This window comes from Erythrobacter sp. W36 (assembly GCF_057364935.1).
Window position 1 is genome coordinate 3,285,079 of the sequence record NZ_CP200281.1, and the last position, 16,373, is coordinate 3,301,451.

Annotated in this window: 13 protein-coding genes and 3 pseudogenes; 9 read left to right on the plus strand and 7 right to left on the minus strand. The window is 60.0% G+C overall.

All coding sequences use genetic code 11. The features are described from left to right. Positions 1-20: 20 nt before the first annotated feature. Positions 21-932, minus strand: a complete 912-nt coding sequence (locus AC0V6U_RS16235; RefSeq protein ID WP_472644161.1) for a prephenate/arogenate dehydrogenase family protein — start codon at positions 930-932, stop codon at positions 21-23. After that, a complete protein-coding gene (locus tag AC0V6U_RS16240) occupies positions 929-2,029 on the minus strand; it encodes a pyridoxal phosphate-dependent aminotransferase (protein WP_472644162.1) in 1,101 nt (366 codons plus the stop codon). The genes AC0V6U_RS16235 and AC0V6U_RS16240 overlap by 4 nt, the downstream gene beginning before the upstream one ends. A gap of 84 nt (positions 2,030-2,113) precedes the next feature. On the opposite strand from AC0V6U_RS16240, the pseudogene metX reads away from it, so the two are divergent. Together metX and metW are read left to right on the plus strand one after the other, a co-directional pair. Then, positions 2,114-3,227 (plus strand): annotated as a pseudogene (gene metX, locus AC0V6U_RS16245) (homoserine O-acetyltransferase MetX). Continuing rightward, positions 3,224-3,812: pseudogene (gene metW / locus AC0V6U_RS16250) on the plus strand (methionine biosynthesis protein MetW). Before metX ends, metW begins: the two co-directional pseudogenes overlap by 4 nt. Before the next feature lie 162 nt (positions 3,813-3,974). Here metW and AC0V6U_RS16255 read toward each other — a convergent pair. Beyond that, entirely contained in the window at positions 3,975-4,364 is a 390-nt protein-coding gene (locus AC0V6U_RS16255) for a VOC family protein (protein WP_472644163.1), read from the minus strand. A gap of 75 nt (positions 4,365-4,439) precedes the next feature. On the opposite strand from AC0V6U_RS16255, the gene AC0V6U_RS16260 reads away from it, so the two are divergent. From AC0V6U_RS16260 to AC0V6U_RS16280, 5 genes are all read left to right on the plus strand, one after another. Next, entirely contained in the window at positions 4,440-4,823 is a 384-nt protein-coding gene (locus tag AC0V6U_RS16260) for a hypothetical protein (protein WP_486169527.1), read from the plus strand. Between the two features lie 81 nt (positions 4,824-4,904). After that, entirely contained in the window at positions 4,905-5,354 is a 450-nt protein-coding gene (locus AC0V6U_RS16265) for a hypothetical protein (protein WP_472644165.1), read from the plus strand. A 105-nt stretch (positions 5,355-5,459) separates the two neighbouring features. Next, positions 5,460-6,131, plus strand: coding sequence for a glutathione S-transferase family protein (locus tag AC0V6U_RS16270; protein WP_472645792.1), 672 nt, complete (start codon positions 5,460-5,462; stop codon positions 6,129-6,131). 143 nt (positions 6,132-6,274) lie between these two features. After that, positions 6,275-6,679, plus strand: a complete 405-nt coding sequence (gene msrB, locus AC0V6U_RS16275) for a peptide-methionine (R)-S-oxide reductase MsrB (protein WP_472644166.1) — start codon at positions 6,275-6,277, stop codon at positions 6,677-6,679. A 140-nt stretch (positions 6,680-6,819) separates the two neighbouring features. After that, the gene (locus AC0V6U_RS16280) at positions 6,820-9,060 is read left to right on the plus strand and encodes a transglycosylase domain-containing protein (protein ID WP_472644167.1); all 2,241 of its coding nucleotides are present in this window, start codon (positions 6,820-6,822) and stop codon (positions 9,058-9,060) included. A 162-nt stretch (positions 9,061-9,222) separates the two neighbouring features. On the opposite strand, the gene AC0V6U_RS16285 is transcribed toward AC0V6U_RS16280, so the two are convergent. The 4 genes from AC0V6U_RS16285 to hflK all read right to left on the minus strand — a co-directional run bounded on the left by AC0V6U_RS16285 (position 9,223) and on the right by hflK (position 12,980). After that, positions 9,223-10,767 carry a Do family serine endopeptidase gene (locus AC0V6U_RS16285; protein ID WP_472644168.1) on the minus strand — a complete coding sequence of 515 codons (1,545 nt, stop codon included), beginning with the start codon at positions 10,765-10,767 and terminating at the stop codon, positions 9,223-9,225. A gap of 206 nt (positions 10,768-10,973) precedes the next feature. Then, positions 10,974-11,816, minus strand: coding sequence for a protease modulator HflC (gene hflC / locus AC0V6U_RS16290; protein WP_472645793.1), 843 nt, complete (start codon positions 11,814-11,816; stop codon positions 10,974-10,976). A 2-nt stretch (positions 11,817-11,818) separates the two neighbouring features. After that, positions 11,819-11,986 carry a hypothetical protein gene (locus AC0V6U_RS16295; protein ID WP_472644169.1) on the minus strand — a complete coding sequence of 56 codons (168 nt, stop codon included), beginning with the start codon at positions 11,984-11,986 and terminating at the stop codon, positions 11,819-11,821. Next, a complete protein-coding gene (hflK, locus tag AC0V6U_RS16300) occupies positions 11,970-12,980 on the minus strand; it encodes a protease modulator HflK (protein ID WP_486169528.1) in 1,011 nt (336 codons plus the stop codon). Before hflK ends, AC0V6U_RS16295 begins: the two co-directional genes overlap by 17 nt. A 109-nt stretch (positions 12,981-13,089) precedes the next feature. Between hflK and AC0V6U_RS16305 the strand changes: the two are divergent. Continuing rightward, positions 13,090-14,092, plus strand: a pseudogene (locus AC0V6U_RS16305) (Mrp/NBP35 family ATP-binding protein). Between the two features lie 4 nt (positions 14,093-14,096). Further along, positions 14,097-16,373: a molybdopterin cofactor-binding domain-containing protein gene (locus AC0V6U_RS16310; protein WP_472644171.1), complete on the plus strand. Its 2,277-nt coding sequence runs from the start codon at positions 14,097-14,099 to the stop codon at positions 16,371-16,373.

A 16,373-nucleotide genomic window follows, 5' to 3' on the forward strand; every position in this document is an offset into this window, starting at 1 on the left:
ACAGGCGCTATTGAGGAATATTAGAGGTGATGATCTTCGCGCCCGAAATCGGGGCGATCATCGTCCTGACCTTCTTCGATAATCTTGCGCCGGATTGTTCGCGTTCGGCTGAACAATTCTTCCAGCGTTTCGCCGTCGCCCGATCGGATCGCGCGCTGCAACGCCGTCAGGTCTTCGCTGAACCGGCCCAGCATTTCGAGCACGGCAGCCTTGTTGTTCAAGAACACATCGCGCCACATCACGGGATCGGATGCGGCGATCCGGGTGAAGTCGCGAAAGCCACCGGCGGAATATTTGATGACTTCGCCGCGTGTCACCTCTTCCAGATCGCTGGCAGTGCCAACAATTGTGAAGGCGATAAGGTGCGGGATATGGCTGGTCACGGCCAGCACCAGATCATGATGCTCGGCATCCATGATCTCGATCCGTGCGCCTAGCTTTGTCCAAAAGCCCTTGAGCGCCTCCAGAGCAGCCGCATCTGCGCCATCTGGAGGGGTGAGGATGCACCAGCGGTTGGTGAACAGCGAAGCAAAGCCAGCCTCTGGCCCGCTTTGCTCGGTCCCGGCAACGGGGTGCGCGGGGATAATTGTGTGGCCGGGCAATGCTTCGGCGAGATCAACCAAAACGCTGGTCTTGGAGGATCCAACATCGCTGATGATCGCATCTGGCTTAAGCGCGCCAGCAAGAGCTTTTGCCGCGCTCGCCATCGCGCCGACGGGGACGCATAAAATGACGAGGTCGGCGCTGCGCACGGCGTCTTCGGCGCTCTCACAAACTTGGCTGGTTAGGCCGCGCTTGTGAGCGGCGTCGCGAACGGCGGGGTCCGCATCATAGCCGAAGGTCGTGATCTCTGGCGTATGTTCGCTCGCCGCGAGGCCGATGGAGCCGCCAAGCAGGCCAAGGCCGATGATGGCGACCGACTGAATGGTCATGCTGGCTCTCCGCACAGCGCGCGCAGAGTGGCGACAACCTCTTCCATATGCTCCTCGCTGCCAATCGTGATGCGCAGCGCATTGGGCAGGCCCTGGCCCGGCATGTGGCGAACCGCATATCCCGCTTCGCTCAAGGCTTGGAGAGCGCTCTCGGCGCTGACATCGCCTTCAAACAGGACCAGCATGAAGTTCGCTTGGCTTGGAATGGCCCGCAGGCCATGATTGCCAAGCGCGGCAATGGCGCCTGCCAGTTTCGCTCGACCCGCTGCATTCACCTTGCGCGAGTTTGCAACGAATTGCTGATCCGCCAAGGCCGCAATCGCGGCGTTTTGCCCTTGGGCCGACACGTTGAAGGCCCCGCGCAAACGGTTGAGTGCATCGATCAAATTGGGCGCGCCTGTGGCCCATCCGATCCGCAGACCGGCCAGTCCATAGGCTTTGGAGAATGTCCGCGTGACCAGCACATTGTTTGCGCTTGCCGCCAGCTCGAGGCCGCCATCGTCCATCTCGTCCTCGACATATTCGCCGTAGGCTTGGTCCAGCACCAGCAGCACGCTAGGCGGCAGACCCGCATGCAGGCGGCGCACTTCATCGCGGCCAATTGCGGTGCCGCCCGGATTGTTCGGATTGTCCAGCAGGACAACCTTGGTCTTGTCGGTAACGCGCTCGAGGATGTTGTCGACCGATACGACAAAATCATCATCCTCGACAAACACAGGCGTCGCGCCAAATTTGCGCGCGATCAAGGGGTAGAGCGAGAAGGAATATTTTGAAAACAGCACCTCATCGCCCGGTCCAGCAAAGGCCTGAACCGCGCAGTGCAGTAGCTCTCCAGAGCCGGTGCCGCAGACAATCTGAGCGGGGTTGATGCCATGCAATGCGCCAATCGCATCGGCAAGCGGCAGCGCGCCGGGATCAGGATAAAGCTCTGGATGGCCGGGCTCTCGCAGAGCCTCCAGCGCGGCCTTGCTGCACCCCAATGGGTTCTCATTGGCAGACAGTTTGACCAGCTCGCGCCCATCGTCGGCCTTGGACTTGCCAGGCACATAGGCGCGGATTTCGTTGATCCAGGGCTTCAGTTCAGGTTGCGTCGGCATAGTAGCCGCGCGCATAACCGCTCTTGCTGATAAAAAACAGCGCAATTGACACTCGCGAGTTGCTCGCCCAATCCCCGCAGCCCAATGGCCACACCGCCCGCCTCTAAGAGCTTTGCGCTCCCCGATGATCTGCCGCTCGATTGCGGGCAGGCGCTGAGCAATGTTGAGATTGCTTTTGAGAGCTATGGTGAACTGGCGGCGGACAAAACCAACGCGGTTCTGATTTGTCATGCACTGACCGGCGATCAATATATCGCGAGCCCCCATCCTGTGACTGGGAAGCCCGGCTGGTGGGAGCGGATGGTCGGCCCAGGCAAGCCGATCGACACAGACCGGTTTCACGTCATTTGCGCCAATGTCATCGGCAGCTGCATGGGTTCCACCGGGCCGATGAGCGATGGGCCAGATGGCAAACCTTACGCCATGCGGTTTCCTGTTATCACAATTCGCGACATGGTGCGCGGGCTTGTCGCTCTGCTCGATGGCATGGGGATTGAGCGGCTTCACACAGTCGTGGGTGGATCAATGGGCGGGATGCAGGCGCTCAGCCTCGCTGCCAATTGGCCGGACCGGGCCGAGCGCGTTTTGGTGATTGCCTCAACCGCGCGCCATTCGGCGCAGAACATCGCCTTTCACGAGGTCGGCCGCCAAGCGATTATGGCGGATCCCGCGTGGCATGACGGTGACTATTATGCGAGCGAAGCCTCGCCTGATAATGGCCTCGCCGTGGCGCGGATGGCGGCGCATATCACCTATCTTTCCGAAGAGGGCCTGACCGCGAAGTTTGGCTAAGCGCTTGCAAGACCGCTCTTCCAAAAGCTTCGGGTTTGACGCGGATTTTCAGGTGGAGAGCTATCTGCGTTACCAAGGCAGCGGCTTTACCCAGCGGTTCGATGCCAATTCCTACCTCTATATCACCCGCGCGATGGATTATTTCGACCTCGCGGAAGAATTCGCGGACACGCCGGGCAGCGGCAAGCTGGCGGACGCCTTTGCAGGCACAAACTCGCGGTTTTGCTTGGTCAGTTTCGACACCGACTGGCTCTATCCCACCGCCGAAAGCCGCCATATCGTTCATGCGCTGAACGCAGCCGGGGCAAAGGTCAGCTTTGTCGAACTCTCCGCCCCGCATGGGCATGACAGCTTTCTGCTCGAACATGCCGCACTCGACCGCGTCGTGCAAGGGTTCCTCGAATGACGCTGAGACCTGATCTCGCCGCGATTGCCGCGCACGTCGCGAAAGGCAGCCGCGTGCTCGATATTGGCTGCGGCGACGGGGCCTTGATGGCGGAGCTGGAGAGCACGCTCGGCGTGGATGCGCGCGGGCTTGAGCTCAACCCGGCGCAGGTCGAACGCTGCGTCGCGCGCGGGCTGTCGGTGGTTCAGGGCGATGCCGATAGCGATCTTGCGAACTATCCGGACAAGGCGTTCGATTACGCCATCCTCAGCCAGACTTTGCAAACAGCTGAGCGGCCCGACCGGATGCTGGATGAGTTGCTGCGAGTTGGCACAAAGGCGTTTGTCAGCTTTCCCAACTTTGCCCATTGGCGCACCCGCGCGGCGCTGATGTTTGGTGGGCGTATGCCGGTGACCAGCGCGCTGCCGCTAAGCTGGTATGAAACGCAAAACATCCACCATGTGACGATCGATGATTTTCGCGAATTGGCGCGGGCCAAAGGCGCGCGAGATCGAGCGCAGCTGGTTTTTTGCCAATGAAAAACAAATCGGCGCACCAGCAGCTAACTGGCGCGCCGAATTCGCTGTGTTCGAACTGAGCCGTTAAATTCTTATCGGCGTGCCGTAACCACCCGCGCCCTGCGACCATTTAGAGAAATCAGTCCGGGGGACTGATTTCCGTGGTTGGCCTTCCACCCGGATTGTCACGCCGGGTTAAACTCCGGGTGGAAGGGTGGAGGGCGCGGGTGGCCCGGTCAGTCAGAACTTATCATGGCCGGTGAATGCCGCAAACCTTGTGGCCGTCTGGATCGGTGAAATAGCACAGGTTCATTGTGCCCATCGATCCATTGCGCGGGCCGGGTGGGTCTTCGATGCTGGTGCCGCCATTGGCGACCGCGACATCGTGCAATTCCTGAATTTGCTCAAGCGAGTTGCACTTAAATCCAATAGTGAAGCCATTCGACGGGGTCACTGGCTCGCCATTGATTGGCTCGCTGATGGAGAATGTGTGGCCATCGTGGATATAAAACAGGCGTGTTTGCCCAGTGTCGTTGACATGCGCCATCGGCTCCCCCGCGCCGAGCACGCCGAGAACTTTATTGTAGAACGCCTTTGACCGTTCAATATCATTGGAACCGATCATGATGTGGTTAAGCATTGTGGGGTGTCTCCTCTGTGAGTCTCCACGAAGCTGGTAGCATGGCGTTCAGATTGATTGCTATAGGCAACTGATATGAGCTCTTTATCAATGATCGCCGCACTGCTGCTGGCGCAAGCTGGCCCTGCCGCTGCCCTCACACCTGTTGCTGATGAAGCTGCTAGCGCCGCTAGCCTCTCAAGCGAGAACCGCGCGATTGTGCGCTGCTCTGCGGCGTTCTCGCTGGTCGCTTATGGTCAGGCAAACGGCAATGCGGATGCGCAAAAATGGCCTGCAATGGGCGAGCGAGGACGCGAATTTTTCGTGCGCGCGCTGGCGGGCTTGATGGATGAGACCGGGCTAAATCGCGATGGCGTGTCGCAATTGGTGTCTGTCCAAGCCCAAGCTCTGGTCGACGATGGAAATTTGAATGAGATCATGCCTGCTTGCTTGCTGATGTTGGAGGCGTCTGGTGTGTAGCCGCCTCTGATCATCTGTTCAGGTTAAGGTCATTGAAAATGAACTAACTAAAGGCAACCCAAATTTTCAGGAGGATTTTCCATGCGCGCTTTGCCTATTGCTGCCGCCGCTGTGTTGGCGCTTGCCAACCCGTCCATCGCCTTTGCGCAGGATGCGGCAGATATCCCGCCAAGCGAGGTGGAAACTTCCCTTTCGCAATTGTCTGAGAAACTGTCCGACCCTGCCTTTCAGGATCAGGCCGCCGCTATGGCGCAAGTTTTGCTGGGCACCGTGTTGGAAATGCCGATCGGGCCGATGGCTGAGGCTTTGGACAAGGCAACCGGAGGCCAAGGGCCCGATATTGATCCCGACGCCCGCGTGCGAGATCTCGCGCCAGAGGCGGACGAGCTGCCCGAGCAATTATCGGATGAACTGCCCCGCGCCATGAATACAATGAGCGGAATGGCGGAAGGTTTTGAGCTGATGCTGCCTGCTTTGCGCGATATGGCGAAGCGGATGAAGGGCGCGCTGGATGAGGCGCGCGTGCGCTAACATGCGGCCAGCGGCTTGCGAATGTAGGCCGCTGGTTCGATTCACAAGACTTTACGCGAAATCCAGTGGACGCGGAGCCTGCGCTAAGGCATGAATCTAAGCGCTATGTACCGCCTTCACCAATTCCCCCTTTGCCCCTTTAGCCGCAAGGTTCGGCTGCTGATGGGCGAGAAAAATATCGCCTATGAATTGGTGCGCGAAGACCCGTGGGCGGCCTCTGACATGTTCTTCAATCTCAATCCGGCTGGCCGCACGCCAGTTCTGGTTGATGCGGAGCGCGAGATCGTGATCAGCGACAGCCGCGCGATTGCTGAATATTTTGAAGAAACCGTCGACACCGCGCCGATGATCAATGGCACAGCAACGGGCCGCGCGGAAATCCGCCGCTTGGTCGCTTTGTTTGACGAAAATTTCTACGCCGATGTTACTGCGCCGCTTTTGTCGGAGCGGATGAAGAAGCGGATTGTCCTGCGCCAGCCGCCGGATTCCAAGGTTCTTCGGATAGCGATGAAGCTCGCTCATGGCCATTTGGACTATATGGACTGGCTGATCGACAATCGCCCATGGCTTGCCGGATCGACCATGAGCATGGCCGACCTTGCTGCGGCCGCGCAGATATCGGTTGCCGACTATCTCGGCGGAATTGATTGGACCGGGCACGAGCAGACGCGCGGCTGGTACGCAGTGTTTAAAAGCCGTCCAAGCTTCCGCCCGCTGCTGACTGAGCGCATGGATGTGATCAAGCCCCCGGCGCATTATGCGCTGGTCGATGGGTAGGCTTTTTTGTTTTCCGCACACCATCCGGTGTGCGATTTCCTCGCTCATGCGATCATAGATCGCGTCGCTGCGGGCGGGCGGTCGCCCTTGCGGTTCATCTTCGAGGAACCGATATTAGCGCTAGCGGATTATGGAGCGCGACAATGAATACTGACCCGAAGACTACGACGGATGCTGAATGGCGCGAAAAGCTCTCGCCAGAGCAATATCATGTGCTGCGCGAAGCGGGCACAGAGCGCGCCTTCACGGGGCAATACGACAAGCATTTTGAAGAGGGCGAATACACCTGCGCTGGCTGCGGCACGGTGCTGTTCGCGAGCGATGCGAAATACAACAGCGGATGCGGCTGGCCCGCGTTCACGAAGCCAGCGGATGCTGAGACCGTCGAGGAAAAGCGCGACGTGTCTTTCGGCATGATCCGGACCGAAGTGCTGTGTTCCGCATGTGGCGGCCATTTGGGCCACGTCTTTCCCGATGGCCCGCCAGAGGCAGGCGGCCTGCGCTATTGCATCAATTCTGCAAGCCTCAATTTCGCCTCGGACGATTGAGGCGCTTTGCAGCAATAACCCGTTTTGGAGGCAGGCTGCATTGCGAATATTGTTCACGCCGGGTTAGGACAGACCCATGCAGGTCAATTGCGGGTGAAAACGTGCGATTTTGGGCGCGAAAGGGATAGGCCAAGCCGGTAATGTCGAAACGGGGAAACCAACTGCAAAACAAAGGCAAGCGCGGTAGTCGCCGCGCCGCCGCTGAGCGTGCGGGCGGTTCCAAGCAGGCGAGCAGCAAGAGCAAAGGCAAGTCGGCCAAAGAAGCAAAGCCGCCATCTGCGTTTCGCAAATGGCTAAAGCGGATTGTCCTGTGGGGTGGCGGAGCGGCTGTTCTCGGCGTGATCTTCCTGGCCGTCGCGGTCGGTTTTGCTGCGCGCGAGCTGCCGAGCTTCTATCAACTGAAAGCAACCCAGAACGCGCAAACCATTCTGGTGCGCGCGCGCGATGGGACGGAGATTGTCGAGCTCGGCCCAAGTTTCGGCGAATGGCTGGCCTACGAAGAGATCCCGAAAAATATGACCAACGCCATGATCGCGGTGGAGGATCGCCGCTATCATTCGCATTACGGGATCGATCCGATCCGCCTGACCGGCGCGATTATCGAAGGAGTTACGGGATCGAGGGCGCGGCTGGGCGGCACGTCCACCATCACTCAGCAGCTTGCCAGAAACCTGTTCCTCAATTCCAACCGCACCGTCGACCGTAAGGCACGCGAGGCTGTGTTGGCGATGGCGCTGGAATGGAAGTTCTCAAAAGAGCAAATTCTCGAGCTCTACCTCAACAAGGTCTATTTTGGCGGCGGCGCGTACGGGATCGACAGCGCGAGCCGCAAGTTCTTCAGCCACCCAGCCAAAGAGCTGAGCGTGGCAGAGGCCTCGATCATCGCGGGTCTTGTAAAGGCACCGAGCCGCTATTCGCCGACCGCCGATGTTGATGCCGCTGTTGCGCGCGCAAAGACGGTACTGCGTCTGATGAAGGAGCAGAAATATATCACCGCAGAGGAAGCCTCCGTTGATGTGAGCGCGGTGAATTTGCGCCAGCAGAGCGGGCAAAACTCGGTGCGCTATTTCACCGATTGGGCTCTGCCTCAGCTCGACCTGCTGCTGCCGGAAACATACGAGCCGATTGAGGTTTGGACGACGCTGGACGTGGGTATGCAGCGGGCGGCAACCGCGTCGATTGATGCAAACACCCCGGATGGATCGCAGGGCGCTCTGGTCAGCCTTGACCGCGACGGCGCGATCCTGGCGATGGTGGGCGGCACGGACTATGTCGAGAGCAATTACAACCGCGCTACCAATGCCATGCGTCAGCCCGGTTCTTCTTGGAAACTGTTCGTCTATCTCGCCGCTTTGGAAGCCGGTTACACGCCGGATGACCGCGTGGTCGACACGCCGGTTACGATTGACGGTTGGACCCCGCGCAATTCCAGCGGCCGCAATGTGGGTGAGACGAGCCTGCGAACCAGCTTTGCCTTCTCAATTAACACGGTTGCGGCGCAATTGGGTAATGAGGTCGGTTTCGGCACCGTCGCCTCCATGGCGCGCCGGTTTGGTGTCAAGACGCCGATTTCCACTTTCCCCTCGATGGTGCTCGGTTCCTCCGAGGTGCGTCTGATCGATATGACCCGCGCATTCGCGGCTGTCTCCGCGCGCGGTAAGGCCGTCGAGCCTTACGGAATCTTGCGCGTGACGAGCGCGGATGGCGAGGTGATCTACAAGCACGAAAAGGCGACTGAGACTACCTTGGTCCCTGACTATGTCGCCGCTGGCATCACAGATCTGCTTCAAAGCGCAGTCGCGACTGGCACAGGCCGCGCGGCGCAGATTGGCCGCCCGGTTGCAGGCAAGACCGGCACAACCAGCTCCAACAAGGATGGCTGGTTTGTCGGCTTTTCGTCTGGCGTTACTACCGGCGTTTGGATGGGCCGCGATGATGCCAAGCGTGTGTCTGGCCTCCAGGGTGGGCGCGCGCCAGCACAGGCGTTCGCCGCCTATATGCGCTATGCGGTCAAGGATCGCCCGGTCGAGAAGTTTGATACCGATCTCAACCTGCCCGAATGGCAACTCGAGCCCGATGACGAGTTCCTCTATGGCGATCCGGACGATTATTACTTCATCGATGAACAAGGCAATCTGGTCGAGCCGGGGCGGCGCGAGGCAGAAAGTGACGTGCCGTTCGGTATTGAGGGTGAGCGCACCGAGCCTAGCGGCCCGCAAGAGCCGCCTCAGGCTGCGAGCGATGACTTCCTAGAGCAAGCCACTGGGCAGAACCTGCCTCCTGATCCGGGGGCACCAAGCGATGGGCCGAGGCGCGATCCTCCGCCGCCGCCAGCGCGGCAAGACCGCACAGGGCAAGAGGGCCTGATCTCCATCAATTAGCGTTTGCTTGGTAGGGCGCAGGCCTCGGCTCTTTGCCTGAGCGCAACCGGCGATCGCGGACCACCATCGCCCGCTTCCATTCGGCCCCATACAAGCCCATACAAAAAGAGGCGCCGCGGTCTGCCCGCAGCGCCCTCTCTTTGATCGACTTCTCTGCTCAGATCAGCGCAGGCGCACCGGCAGGTAACGCGCTGGCTGGCCCGGACGCTGCATGCGGAGCAGCAGGGCATCGCGGTCATCAGCCTCTGCCTGCGTGATAATCTCGCGCAGATCGTCCACGCTGGAGATATCCTGATAGTTCGCCGAGAGAATGATATCACGGCGACGCAGGCCTTTCCGGCCAGCGTCGGAGTTAGGATCGACCGCAGTGATTGCCACCCCGGTCGTGCCTTCTTCTGCGCGCAGCTGACGGACGATCTCGGGGGTCAGGTCAACAACCTGAAGTCCGAGCTTCTCTTCGATGAAGCCATCGGAATCGCCTGGCTCCATTTGAGCGTCATCATCGTCTTCGCTGAACATTTGCTGTTGGCGAAGCTCGGCCTCGGTTGGGCGCTTGCCGACGGTTGCATTGACCGTGCGGCGCTGGCCATCACGCAGCAGCTCAATCGGGATCCGTGTGCCGGGAGAGATATTGGCAACGAGGAATGACAGCGACTGTTCGCTCGTCACGTCCTTGCCATCGATTTTCAACACCACATCGCCCGCCTGAATGCCGGCTGCATCGGCGGCGCCATCGTCCTGCACGCTTTGGACAAACTCACCGCGATTGCGTTGAAGCCCAAGCGAGTCGGCCAAATCGTCAGTGATCGGCTGAATGCTGACACCCAAGAAGCCGCGCTCAATTTCCTGGCCGCTCTTAAGCTGTTCAACAATTGGCACTGCAATCTCTGCTGGGATGGCAAAGCCGATCCCGACACTGCCGCCGGATGGCGAGAAGATCGCATTGTTGATACCGATCACATTGCCTTGCATGTCGAACAATGGACCGCCGGAATTGCCGCGGTTGATGCTGGCATCGGTCTGGATGTAGCGGTCATATGCGCCGCCTTGACCGGTGTTGCGCAGCACAGCGGAGACGATGCCGCTGGTCACTGTTCCGCCAAGCCCGAACGGGTTGCCGATTGCGACGACCCAGTCGCCGACCCGCGCTTCAGCAGAATTGCCGAATTTCACGAATGGGAAGTCATTGCTTGATTGGATTTTGAGCACTGCCAAATCGGATGCCGCGTCTGCGCCCACCAATTCAGCTTCATACTCCGTGCCATCAGGCATGGTGATGGTGATCTCTTCCAGTGTTGCCCGCTCGTTCGGGGCCACGACGTGGTTGTTGGTGACCACAAAGCCATCGGCGGAAATGATAAAGCCAGAACCCAGCGATTGCGCCTCGCGCGTTTGCGGCTGAGCTTGACCATTGCCGCCGCCGCGGCGGCGGTTGAAGAGGTCAGCGAAAGGCGTGCCTTGGAACGGATTGCGGCTTTGCACCTCGACCCGCTGACGGGTGGCGATGTTGACCACCGCTGGCTGCAATTGCTCAGTCAGATCCGCGAAACTGGCCGGTGCACCTGCGCGCGGAACCACTTGGCTCATCACCCGGTCGTCATTTTGCGCAACTTGTGCGCCAGCAGGCTGGCCGGTCACCAGCGAAATCGTCGCGCCGCCCACAAGCAGCGCACTCGTCAGTCCATAAACATAACGCACTTTGTTCACGTCCTCTCGTTCCTCTTTATAAGTTTGCGCTTAGCACGCCCTCATGAATACGAGCGAGCACGCTAAACAGTTACGCCCCTAAAATGGCCCAAGACGCACTTAACGCAGTTTGAACGACAAATGTAGTCGGTCAGACCCGCTAGGCGGTTCGTCGGAAGTCGGCCGATTCTTGGTGCAGCGAGGCACCAGAGGACCAGCCGAGGGTATTATTGCCCGCGAAACTCGCGGAAATACTCATTGTCTTCCGACAGGACCATGGAGCTGTCGCCCTTACCGTCGATAAAGGTCCGGCGATAACTCTCCATCGCGCGGTAGAAGTTATAAAAGCTAGGATCCTTGCCATAGGCCGCCGCATAGGTGTTGGCGGCATTTGCCTCTGCCTCAGCGCGAATGATCTGAGCATTCTTACGGCCTTGCGCGCGGATGGTTGCGGCTTCTTCCTGACGGTCTGACTGCATCCGGGTGAAAGCCGCTTGCAAAGGTGTGCCCTCCGGCAAATCGGCCGCTTTGATGCGAACATCGATGATCTGCACACCGTACTGGCGCGCTTGAGCATCGAGCTTGTCGCGGATATTGTTCATCGCATTGCCGCGTTCCGCAGTCAGCAGGCTGGCAAAGGTGCGGCGGCCCAATTCCTGACGCAGAACCGAGGTAAGGATTGGCGACAATTGCGAACGCAGGCGGTTTTCATCGCCCGCGCTCTGAACCATCGTCACCGGTTGGATGATCCGGAACCGAGCATAGGCGTTCACCTGCAGGCGTTGCTGGTCGCTGGTAAGCACTTGCTGGTTGTCCATGTCTAGGTCGAGCACACGGCGCTCCACCATTTGAACCCGGTCGACGAACGGAATGCGGTACCACAGGCCCGCCTTCGTATCGCCAAACGGCACGTCTGGACGGAAGATATTCACCACCGAATGCGGTTCACCCGTGCGGATGATGACCGCTTGCTTGCTTTCTGGGACGATGAACAGGCTGGAGGCGGTAGCCACCAGCAACACGCCGAGTGCGATGAAGGCGAAGCGATACTTTTGCCAAGTTGCATCCATGATCATTGCCCCCCTTGCGGTGCGGGTTGCGCCGGTGTGGCAGTTTGCGCCGGGTTCGAGCGGCGCTGCACTTCACTCAGCGGTAGGTAAGAGGTGACCCCATCGGCTTCGATGATGGTCTTGTCGGTGTTCGCCAGAACAGCCTCCATGGTCTCATAATAAAGCCGCATGGCGGGTAACCTCTGGCGCAAGGCGATACTCGCCATAGATCTGGTTAAACTCTGCTGCATCACCTTCTGCGCGGGCCAGCAATTGCTGGGCATAGCGGCGGGCCTGGTTGATTTCCTGCTCAGCGTTCTGCTGCGCAGCGAGCACGTCGTTAAACGCCTCGATGACCTGCTCCGGCGGGTCGGCCTTATCGATTTCGATACCTTGGACGGCAATGCCGGAGCCATAGGCATCCAAAATGGTTTGCATTCTGGTTAGAACGTTTTGTTCAATGTCTGCCCGGCCTTCACCGGAAATCACAGCATCCAGCGTCATCTCTGCGACAGAGGAGCGCATGGCGGTTTCCGCCGCTTCTTGAACCGTCTCAATTGGCTCAGCGAGCTGAAATTCAAACAGCGTCAGATCTTTGATGTTCCAACGAATGAGATAGCTCAAATCGACGAGGTTTTGGTCGCCGGTCAGGATCAGTTTCTTCGGCACGTCGACGGAGCGGATTTCGCTGACGTCTTCAGCCTTCACCTGCTGGATCGGCCAAGGCAGCGTGAGCTCGGTCCCGGGATTGAGCGTTTCAGAATATTTGCCGCCAAACCAGGTGACGACCGCTTGCTCGCGCGGCTGGATGAAGTGGAAGCTGGTGGAAAACAACCAGATCGCGCCAATGCCAACTGCGATGATTGGCAACCAGCTTTTGCCGCCTTGCCGCTCGGGCAGGCGGAATTTGGGGCCGCCTGGCCCGCCGCCGCCACCGCGATTGGGGCCTTCTGGCCCGCGGTTCTTGAAGATATCTTCGATGCTGGCTGACCGGCGTTTGTCGTCGCCGCCGCCCGGCAGCCACGGGTTGCGCGGTCCGCCGCCCTTGTCCCCGTCGCCTGTGTCATCGCCGCCATCGCCGCCGCCTGAACCCCAGGGGTTCTTCTTGCCAGCCATCGCCAAGCCGATTGCGCCAAGGCCATCGGTGCCCTCATCAGAGGAGCGCGAAACGAAACGTTTTTTCAAACCGTCAAAAATTCTCATATGCCTTTTATAGGGTGCCCTTTTGCGAAAAACAGGCCCTATGCAAAAACAAGGATTACGTGGGCGATTTTGCTGCTAGAGGCGTGTCACCATGAGCGAGCCTAAAAACGCCACCGATGACCAAGAGCGATTGCTGAACGCTATCAAAGCGCAGGCCGGAGATGACCTCGCGCAGCGTATCACTTCCGCTCGGATGGTCGCAGACCGCGCCGTTGTAGTGGTGGAGGCCACGGGACTTTCTGGCGGCGAACGCAAAGATGCAGAGCAGCAGGTAGAGGCTGCTCTCAGCCCTCTGCATGGGGTCAGCGAAGTTCGCGTTGCCCTGATGGGAGAGCGAGTGAAGCGCCGGATTGTCGCGGTTGGCTCGGGCAAAGGCGGGGTCGGCAAATCAACCCTGACGGCCAATCTTGCCATCGCGCTTGCCGCATTGGGCCACAAGGTCGGCGTGATCGATGCCGACATTTACGGTCCTTCTCAGCCCAAACTGCTCGGCACTGAAGGCAAGAAACCGGTTGCAGAGAACGAGCAATTGATCCCGCTCGACAGTCCGCATGGCCTCAAAATGCTATCCATGGGCAATCTTGCGAAACCGGCTCAGGCGCTGGCGTGGCGCGGTCCGATGGTTGGCAATGCCCTCACCCAATTGGTTGAAGGCGATTGGGGTGAGACCGAATTGCTGCTCATCGATTTGCCGCCGGGCACCGGCGATGTGCAGCTCTCCATGTTGCAAAAGCATAAGCCCGATGGCGCTATCCTGGTCTCCACTCCTCAGGATCTCGCTCTGATTGATGCCGCGCGCGCTGGCCAGCTGTTTGAAACCGGCAAGGTTCCGATCATCGGCCTGGTTGAGAATATGGCTAAGCTATTCCTGCCCGCATTGCGGGGAAATGAGCGATCCGTTTGGTAAGGGCGGCTTTGAAACTTTGGCTCAGCGGCTCGACATTCCATTCCTGGGCCGTATTCCGCTCAGCATGGATGTGAGAGTGGCGGGCGATAAAGGAAGCAACCTCGTGGCGACAGACAGCGATACCGGGGCGGCCTTCCGCTTGATCGCGCAGCAGCTCGCCAGCTGGCTAGAGCAAGAGGCAGGCTAGCGCGATGGAGCTGACACGCCGCGGATTGCTCACCGGTGCTGCCGTTGGCGGCGGATTGGTGGTTGCCTGGTGGCTCTATCCGCGCACCTTCCCCAGCCCGCTGATCCCGAGCGAGGGCGAGCATGTGTTTGATGCTTGGCTCAAAATCGCTGAGGATGGGGTGGTGACCGTGGCTGTGCCTCAGCTTGAAATGGGGCAAGGGATCACAACTCTATTGCCGCAAATCGTGGCGCAAGAACTCGGCGCTGATTGGCGACAGATTGCAGTCGAACCAGCTCCGGTCAGCGGCGCCTATGCCAACATTCCGCTCGCACGAAAATGGTCGGCGCTGTGGGATGGCTGGGGTCAGGGCCTCTCTGAAATGAGCGATGAGTTTCTGGCGGCAAAATTTGCGCGCGATGGCCGTTTCTCCGCCACGGCGGATGGCACCAGCATTGCCGCCTTTGAAGAACCGTGCCGATACGCTGCGGCTGCCGCACGGGCCATGCTTGCTCAGGCCGCTGCGGATCGCTGGGATGCGTCCTGGGAGCAATGCGTGGTCGAAAACGGCTTCGTTCGCTACGGCGAGGAACGCGTGACCTTTGGCGAGCTTGCCGCTGAGGCTGCGACGAAGGAAGCACCCGATCCGCCGCCTCTGCAAACAACGGCCCCCGGCGAGAAGCCAGTCCCCGGAGAGGAGACAGCCCCGCTGGCCTTTCCGCGCATTGATATGCCGTCAAAGGTCGACGGCACGCATCAATTTGCCGCTGACGTGCGCCTGCCCGGTATGCTTTATGCAGCGATCCGCCATGGCCCGGTGGATGGAGCCACGCTGACCGGCTTTGACAAGCGCCGCAGGCGCGGGATCATCAGCGTGATCGAAGGCAAGCGCTGGCTTGCAGCCGTCGCCAGCAATTGGTGGGCGGCGCAGCGCGGGCTCGCTGCGATGAAGCCGCAATTCGCAGCCGAGTTTCCCGCCGATAGCGGCGCCATTGCCGCCCGGCTTGAGACGATGGTCACCGGCGGCGATTCCTTTCGCATCGCCACCGAGGGCTTTGGCGAGGAAGGCATCAGCCGGATTGATTTTGCCCGCCAATATGAGGTCGAGGCCGCTATCCCCGCGCCGCTTGAGACCGCGAGCGCCACTGCCAGATATGAAGACGGCACGCTGGAGCTGTGGATGGCGAGCCAGGCGCCAGAGAGCGCCCGTGTTGCTGCGGCGCGCGCTATCGGGATCCAGCCTGAAGATGTGGTGCTGTATCCCATGCCAGCGGGCGGCAGTTTTGATCGCCGTCTGGAGAATGATCACGCCATTGAAATCGCTCTTATCGCTCGCGAGCTGGCCGAGAGCCACGGCGCACCTGTGCAATTGGTCTGGTCGCGGCGCGAGGAAATATTGCAGTCGCGCCCGCGCACCCCTGCCTCAATGCTGCTCGGCACACAGCTATCGCCGGATGGATCGGGCCGTATCGATGGCCTGCGCACTCGGATCGCTTGCCCGCCGAGCAATTTGGAATTTGGCAAACGGCTGTTCGAAAATCTCACGCCATCCGCCGCGATGCGCGAAACGGCGGGCGCGAAAGACGCACTCGTCTGCGAAGGCGCGGTGCCGGCCTATGGTATTCCCAGCGTGATCGTCGATCATGTGCCGACCGAGATTGGCCTGCCGACCGGGCGGATGCGCGGCAACGCGCATTGCTACACCGCTTTTGCGACCGAGAGCCTGATCGACGAGATTGCCGCCGAGCATTCTCGCGAGCCTCTGTCATACCGCATTGCTATGCTGGGGAAAGATGTGCGGCTGGCGGCGTGTTTGCAGCGCGCGGCGCAAATGGCGGAGTGGGATGGCGGCGTGGATCAAAGCGGGCAGGGCCTCGCCTGCCACCGGATCGGCGATGCGGCCACGGGCGGACGGATCGCTTGCATCGCCACCGCGCGGGCGGGCGAGGGCGGCGTGCGCGTCACGCGGCTGACGGCGGCGGTGGATATCGGGCGGATCATCAACCTCGACATCGCGCGCCAGCAGATTGAGGGCGGCCTGATCTTTGGCATAGGCCTCGCTCTGGGCGCGCCGATCCGTTACTCCGAGGGCATGCCAGTGGCCCTCGATATGGACGAGCTGGGCCTGCCAGCCTTGGCCGATTGCCCAGAGATCGAGGTTGAGTTTATCGCTAATGAAGCCGCCCCCGCTGACCCCGGTGAATTGGGTGCAGCGGTTGCCGCTCCAGCGATTGCGAATGCATTGTTTTCGGCCACGGGCTTGAGACTTCGCCGCCTGCCCCTACTTTCAGGCGGTATATGA

Coding starts and splice junctions, on each gene's coding strand:
- AC0V6U_RS16270 (WP_472645792.1), top strand. CDS start 5,460: ATGTACCGCCTTCACCAATTCCCCCTTTGCCCCTTTAGCCGCAAGGTT.
- hflC (WP_472645793.1), bottom strand. CDS start 11,816: ATGGATGCAACTTGGCAAAAGTATCGCTTCGCCTTCATCGCACTCGGC.
- AC0V6U_RS16255 (WP_472644163.1), bottom strand. CDS start 4,364: ATGCTTAACCACATCATGATCGGTTCCAATGATATTGAACGGTCAAAG.
- AC0V6U_RS16260 (WP_486169527.1), top strand. CDS start 4,440: ATGAGCTCTTTATCAATGATCGCCGCACTGCTGCTGGCGCAAGCTGGC.
- AC0V6U_RS16295 (WP_472644169.1), bottom strand. CDS start 11,986: ATGCGGCTTTATTATGAGACCATGGAGGCTGTTCTGGCGAACACCGAC.
- AC0V6U_RS16235 (WP_472644161.1), bottom strand. CDS start 932: ATGACCATTCAGTCGGTCGCCATCATCGGCCTTGGCCTGCTTGGCGGC.
- AC0V6U_RS16240 (WP_472644162.1), bottom strand. CDS start 2,029: ATGCCGACGCAACCTGAACTGAAGCCCTGGATCAACGAAATCCGCGCC.
- AC0V6U_RS16280 (WP_472644167.1), top strand. CDS start 6,820: ATGTCGAAACGGGGAAACCAACTGCAAAACAAAGGCAAGCGCGGTAGT.
- msrB (WP_472644166.1), top strand. CDS start 6,275: ATGAATACTGACCCGAAGACTACGACGGATGCTGAATGGCGCGAAAAG.
- AC0V6U_RS16310 (WP_472644171.1), top strand. CDS start 14,097: ATGGAGCTGACACGCCGCGGATTGCTCACCGGTGCTGCCGTTGGCGGC.
- AC0V6U_RS16265 (WP_472644165.1), top strand. CDS start 4,905: ATGCGCGCTTTGCCTATTGCTGCCGCCGCTGTGTTGGCGCTTGCCAAC.